Below are 6,303 nucleotides of genomic sequence, written 5' to 3'. Positions count from 1 at the left end.
CACCCTCACCGCCGCACTCACCCTGGCCGCGCTGCTCATGCTCCCGAACCCCGCGCACGCCACCGCCCAGACCGCTTCCACCTCCACCTCCTCCTCCACCGCCTCCGCCTCCGCCCAAACCACCTCCCCCACCCCCGAGTTCGACCAGCAGGTCCTCTTCAAGGCTCCCCAGGACGCGGGGTACGCCTGCTTCCGGATCCCGGCCGTCGTGAGGACCAAGGACGGCACCCTGCTCGCGTTCGCCGAGGGCCGGATCCTCAACTGCGGTGACGCCGGGGACATCGACATCGTCGTCAAGCGCTCCACGGACGACGGCCTCACCTGGAGCCCGTTGCAGGTCGTCAGCCACGGCGACGGCGACACCCACGGCAACCCGGCGCCCGTCGTGGACCGTCGGACGGGCCGCATCCTGCTGGCCGAGACGTACAACACGGGCCGTACGGACAGCGCCGGTTGCTCGGTCCCCTGCGACCGCACCCCCCACCTCCAGTACAGCGACGACGACGGTCTCACCTGGTCGCAGCCGCGTGACCTGAGCGACGAGATCCTGCCCCCGAACTGGAACTCCTGGTACGCCACCGGCCCCGTGCACGGCATCCAGCTCACCCGCGGCAAGCACAGGGGCCGGCTCGTGTTCGGGGTCAACACCGAGACCTGGGACGGGAGTCGGGTCACCGCGAACAACGCGGCGCTGATCGTGAGCGACGACGGCGGCGACCACTGGAGGATCGGCGCCACCGACTCGTACCCGATCGCGGCCGACGGCACCTGGCGGCAGAAGCCGTCCGAGGTGACGATGACCGAGCGCGGCGACGGTTCGATCCTGGTGAGCGGCCGTGAGCAGGACGGCACCGACCTCGGGCACCGCACCCAGGCGGTCAGCCGCGACGGCGGCGACAGCTTCACCTCGCCCTTCCGCGACCTGCCCGACCTGTACGCGCCGCAGGTCCAGTGCTCGACGCTCGGTGTCGGCACCCGCATCCTGCTGGCCTGCGACGCCGACCCGGACCGCCGCCGGACGATGATGATCCGCTCCTCCTACGACGGCGGCCGCACCTGGGACAGCGTGGACCGCGGCACGGTCGTGACGAAGGACTGGTCGGGCTACTCCGACATGGCGCGCATCGGCGGGGACACGGTGGGGCTGCTGTACGAGGGCGGCGCGGTGACCGCGACCGACGAGATCCGCTTCGCCCGCTTCGACGAGGCCTGGCTGCAACCGCGTCGGGGCCCCGACCCGACGACCGCCGACCTCGCCCCGCACGCCGGGCGCGCGGCCGTGCTCGGCGGCGCGCAGGAGACCGACGGCGTGTCCGGCGGCGCCCTGTCCTTCGACGGTGTCGACGACGCCGTACGCCTGCCGTACAGCGACCGACTGCCGCTGGGGACAAAGGACTTCACGGTGTCGCTCTGGTTCCGGTACACCGCGACGACGGGTGATCAGCCGTTCCTGTGGATGGGCGGGGTCGGCACCACCCAGCCGCAGGTCTGGCTGCGCGGCGAGCCCGCGGGCAATCACGTCCGGGCGCTGATCACCACGCGGGTCGGCGCGACGACCGTCCACACCACCTCCGTGGTCACCGTCGGCGCCTACAACGACGGTCAGTGGCACCGGGCCGTACTGCGGCGCGGCGGTGGGCAGTTGAGCCTGTCCGTGGACGGTACGGCGGTGAGCACGGCGGATATCGTGGGCTCCGTCAGCCGCAACTCGCCGTTCGGCGTGCACATCGGCCAACGCATGGACAGCATGCAGTACTTGACCGGGTCGATCGACGAAGTCCACGTCTGGGACCGGCTGTTGACGGACGACGAGCTGGCCGCGCCGCAGCCCGCCACCGCCGGGACGGTCCTGTGGCTGCCCATGGACCATGTGAGCGCCGGCCGCTAACGTCCCGGGCGTGCCCGAGGACCGACGAGCACGACAGCGGACGGGAGCCGGGGTCGGCCTGTTGCTGACCCTGGTTCTCGCGGCCGTGCTGTTCACCGCCCTCCCGAAGGACCACGATCGGGAGGGCGGCGGCGCGTGCACGGCCACCGCGGTGCGCTCCTGGTCGGCGGACGCTCAGCTCACCAACTCCTTTGCCGCGTACGGCGACGACGCGTCCCGCGCCGACGACTGGACCGGCGGCGACGGCACCCACTCGGTGCGGCTGCCGGACGGGCGGGTGCTGTGGCTGTTCTCCGACACCTATCTCGGCCAGGTGCACGGGCCGCCCAACCCGGTCGGCGAGTCGTACGTCTGGCGCGACACCACCGCGCCACTGGTGCGCAACTCGGCGGTGGTGATGCGCGACGGCCGGCCTCAACTCACTCTTCCCGCACCGCTGTTCCCCGATCCCACCCCGAACGAGTGGCGTTGGCCGGTGGCGGCCCGCGTCGAGCCCCGCTCCCCCGGCTCGGCGGAGTCCGTCGTACGGGTGCTGCTGTGGACGCGGACGGCCGGACCGTACCCGTGGATCTACGGTGTTCCGACCGCGACCGAGGTGGCCACGCTGTCGTTGCCGGAGCTGCGGGTGGAGTCGATCGTGACGGTCTTCGACCAGCAGCTCGTCCAAGACCCGTCCCGGCGCGTGCAGTTCGGGACGACGGCGGTCGCGGTGGGCGGCTGGACGTATGTCTTCGGCGGGAACGACGCGCAGGCCGCGGCCCGGCCGACCTCCTCGGCGTATGTGGCGCGGGTTCCGGAGGGGCGGCTCGGGGAGCCGGGTGCCTGGGAGTACTGGGACGGCTCGGCGTGGACGGCCCGTGCGGGGCCGCGGGCGGTGCTCGGGGACGGCGGGCACACAGGTGTGGGCAGCGCGTTCTCGGTGGTGCGGGACGGGGCGACGTACGTCCTGTTCACGATGGCCGCGGGCAGTCGCGGGCTGACCACCGTGACCTCGTACTGGGCCTGTTCGCCCGTCGGGCCGTGGCACGGGCCGACCCGGAGTTTCAGCCCGCCGCTGCCGCCGGGGCAGGTCGCCGCATACAACCCGCAGGCCCATCCCGCGCTCGGCGACGGCGGCCGGATCGTGTTGAGCTACGACGTCAACTGGCTGGACGCGACGGCCACTTCGGCCGCCTGGAACCTCAGCCGGAACGTGTCGCTGTACCGACCGCGGTTCGTGACCCTGCGGTTGGGGCCGCCGTCTCGGTGACCTCGGGCTGCGGATCGCGGGCGCGGCGCTTGGCGATGACCGCGCACACCATCAGCTGCATCTGGTGGAAGAGCATCAGCGGCAGCACGGCGAGGGAGGCGTGGGCGCCGAACAGGACGCTGGCCATGGGGAGTCCGGAGGCGAGGGACTTCTTCGAGCCGGCGAACTGGATGGCGATCCGGTCCTCCCGGTCGAAGTGCAGCGCCTTGCCTCCGTACCAGGTCAGGGTGAGCATCACGGCGAGGACGACGGCCTCGACGGCGAGCAGCGCGCCGAGGCGGGCCGCGCTGACCTGGTGCCAGATGCCCTGGACCATGCCCTCGCTGAACGCGGTGTAGACGACGAGGAGGATCGAGACGCGGTCGACGTAGCCGAGGATCTTCTTGTGCCGGGTGATGAAGCCGCCGACCCAGCGCCGCAGCACCTGCCCGGCCAGGAACGGCACGAGGAGTTGCAGCACGATCTTGACGACGGAGTCGGCGGAGAAGCCGCCCGCGTTGCCGCCGAGCAGGGCGGCGGCGAGCAGCGGGGTGATGACGATGCCGGCGAGGGAGGAGAAGGAGCCGGCGCAGATCGCGGCGGGCACGTTGCCGCGCGCGATCGAGGTGAACGCGATCGACGACTGGACGGTCGACGGGACCAGGGTGAGGAAGAGCAGCCCCTGGTAGAGGGGGTGGGTCAGGAGCACCGGGACGAGGCCGCGGGCGGCCAGGCCCAGCAGCGGGAAGATCACGAAGGTGCAGGCCAGGACGGTGGTGTGCAGGCGCCAGTGCTTGAGGCCGTCGAGTGCCTCACGGGTCGAGAGGCGGGCGCCGTAGAGGAAGAAGAGGAAGGCGATCGCTGCCGTGGAGGCGCCCGAGGCGACGTCGGCGCCGGTGCCTCTGGCGGGGAGGAGTGCGGCGACGCCCACCGTCCCGAGGAGCAGCAGGATGTAGGGGTCGATCGGCATCCGACTCGGCCATCGCAGGCGTTTCACTGTGCTCCACTACTTCGCTGTACGTCCGGTCCGTCGTCCGGCGCGGACTCGTGCCCTCCCCATCTTGCTCTCCCGCTTCTTGATCGGGAATCCGTCATACCGCTCTGACTGTCATCATGTTTCGCGATGACCGGATACGGTGTATGCCATGTACGACCTGTCTCATCTGCGGACCTTCCTCGCGGTGTCCCAGACGCTGAGTTTCACGCAGGCCGCCCGGCGGCTCGGGTTGCGGCAGTCGACGGTGAGCCAGCATGTGCGGCGGCTGGAGGATGCGACGGGGCGGCAGCTGTTCACCCGGGACACGCACTCGGTGGAGCTGACAGAGGACGGCGAGGCGATGCTCGGTTTCGCGCGCCGGATCCTGGAGGTGCAGGAACAGGCGTCGGCGTTCTTCACCGGCACCCGGCTGCGTGGCCGGCTGCGCTTCGGCGCGTCCGAGGACTTCGTCCTGACCCGGCTGCCGGAGATCCTGGAGGGCTTCCGGTACGAGCATCCCGAGGTCGACCTGGAGCTGACGGTCGAGCTGTCCGGCACGCTGCACGAGCAACTGGCCGCCGGGAAGCTGGACCTGGTGCTGGCGAAGCGGCGGTCCGAGGATCCTCGGGGCGAGCCGGTCTGGCACGACAAGCTGGTGTGGATCGGTGCGGAACGGCTGCGGCTGGACGCCGATCGCCCGGTGCCGCTGATCGTCTATCCGCCGCCGGGAATCACCCGGGCCCTGGCCATGGAGGCGTTGGAGCGGCAGGGGCGGGCCTGGCGGATCGCGTGCACGAGCGGCAGCCTGAACGGTCTGATCGCCGCCGCCCGGGCGGGTCTCGGGGTGATGGCGCACTCGAAGGGGCTGGTGCCGCCGGGACTGGTGCGGGTGCCCGAGCGGGCGGGGCTGCCGGAGCTGGGCGAGGTCGACTTCGTGCTGGTCCACGGGCGGCGGCGGGTTTCCGCGCAGGGGGCGGCGGACGCTCTGGCGGCGGCGATTCTGGCGGGTGGGGACCGGCTGCATCGGCGCGGTCCGTAGTCCCGGAATTTCCCTTGCGGAAAACACCGGTGGCGGATTTCTAGCAGCCCGGAAAAGGCGGGTGAATTACGTGGCCAGCACTGGCAGAAATACCGGATGCCGTAAATTCTCGACCGGTCTTGAGGAAATGCGTGACAGTGGGCGGCGCTGTCTGGAGCAGCGCCGCCCGTCATTCCGGCAGGGGGTCAGGTTCAGGAGAAGGAGAACTCTCCTCCGTAGTCGGTTTCGTGGTCGCGGTAGACGCTGCTGTAGTTGAGTTCGCTGGTGTCGACCACGCCGTCCTGGACCGAGAACTCGATCCAGACACCGGGTCCGTCGATGCGGACGTAGTCGCCCGCGGTGTCCAGGGCGCTGTTGCCGGAGTAGGAGATGTAGGTGTCGTCGAGTTCCGACTTGTAGGTGCTCAGGGTGGCCGCGGCGGTCGTGTCGTCCGCGGCCTCGACCCAGGGTTCGATGGCGTCGAGGATCAACTGCTGCTGGTCGTCGGTGAGTTCGCTGCCCGCGATGCCTTCCTTGGTGTCGGGGAAGTCGCCGTCCTGGTCCGGGCCGAGGACCACGTCGGTGGTGGAGTCGGAGAGCTTGGCCTCGGTCAGCTCGCCGTCGGAGAGGCCTTCGAGCATCGACACCAGCCCGTCGTGCATCCCGGACAGGGGGGCGTAGGTGGTGCCGTCGTCGGTCCAGGTGGTGGGTTCGACGCCGGCGAAGTACGGGGTGGTGCCCACGACCTCGCCGTCCTTGTAGGTGAGGTTCACGGCCAACTGGTCGCCGCCGAAGTGCAGTTGCCAGGTGCCGGTGGTGCTCGGGGTGCCGAGGAAGGCGAGGTAGTAGTTGCCGCTGCCGTAGCTGCTGTCGGTCTCGCCGAGGACGTCGTCTGCTGCCAGGATCTGGGAGATCTGGTCGTAGCCGCTGTCGTCGCCGGTGCCGGTGGCGGCCTCGACGACGGCCTTGGCCGCGGCGAGCTGGGTGTCGCTGAGGGAGCTGAGTTCGATGCCGACCCGGCAGGTCGCGCCGCAGGAGAGGTTCGACCAGGCGATGGCGTTGGCCTGGGTGAAGTCGAGTAGTACGTCGGCCTGTTGGTCGTCGTCCAGGGTGTCCAGGAAGGTGTTGGCGGCGTCGACGACGTCCGAGACGTCCGTGCCCGTGCCGGTCGATCCCGTGGGTTTGGGTGCTGG

Annotated in this window: 5 protein-coding genes; 3 read left to right on the top strand and 2 right to left on the bottom strand. The window is 70.6% G+C overall.

Going from position 1 to position 6,303, the window contains the following annotated elements; translation table 11 throughout:
• Both JHN63_RS46445 and JHN63_RS46440 read left to right on the top strand, forming a co-directional pair.
• Positions 1-1,888 (top strand): sialidase family protein (locus tag JHN63_RS46445; RefSeq protein ID WP_234478727.1); only part of this gene is annotated, 1,888 nt, incomplete at its 5' end.
• A gap of 10 nt (positions 1,889-1,898) precedes the next feature.
• Positions 1,899-3,137, top strand: coding sequence for a DUF4185 domain-containing protein (locus JHN63_RS46440; RefSeq protein WP_200691168.1), 1,239 nt, complete (start codon positions 1,899-1,901; stop codon positions 3,135-3,137).
• Here the strand turns inward: JHN63_RS46440 and JHN63_RS46435 are convergent.
• Positions 3,070-4,086 (bottom strand): bile acid:sodium symporter family protein, encoded by a 1,017-nt coding sequence (locus tag JHN63_RS46435; protein WP_200691167.1) that lies wholly within the window; start codon positions 4,084-4,086, stop codon positions 3,070-3,072. The genes JHN63_RS46440 and JHN63_RS46435 overlap by 68 nt on opposite strands.
• Before the next feature lie 175 nt (positions 4,087-4,261).
• On the opposite strand from JHN63_RS46435, the gene JHN63_RS46430 reads away from it, so the two are divergent.
• Entirely contained in the window at positions 4,262-5,131 is an 870-nt protein-coding gene (locus JHN63_RS46430) for a LysR substrate-binding domain-containing protein (protein ID WP_200691166.1), read from the top strand.
• 191 nt (positions 5,132-5,322) lie between these two features.
• Here JHN63_RS46430 and JHN63_RS46425 read toward each other — a convergent pair.
• On the bottom strand, positions 5,323-6,303 hold a 981-nt coding region (locus JHN63_RS46425), incomplete at its 5' end, for a DUF3500 domain-containing protein (RefSeq protein ID WP_234478726.1).

This window comes from Streptomyces sp. MBT65, assembly GCF_016612545.1.
Lineage (GTDB): Bacteria > Actinomycetota > Actinomycetes > Streptomycetales > Streptomycetaceae > Streptomyces.
The sequence above is the reverse complement of the archived record's forward strand: the minus strand, read 5'-3'. Positions and strand labels throughout refer to the sequence as shown.

What these genes read in the sequence shown, in the direction of transcription:
- JHN63_RS46435 (WP_200691167.1), bottom strand. Translation starts at nt 4,086, where the DNA reads ATGCCGATCGACCCCTACATCCTGCTGCTCCTCGGGACGGTGGGCGTC.
- JHN63_RS46430 (WP_200691166.1), top strand. Translation starts at nt 4,262, where the DNA reads ATGTACGACCTGTCTCATCTGCGGACCTTCCTCGCGGTGTCCCAGACG.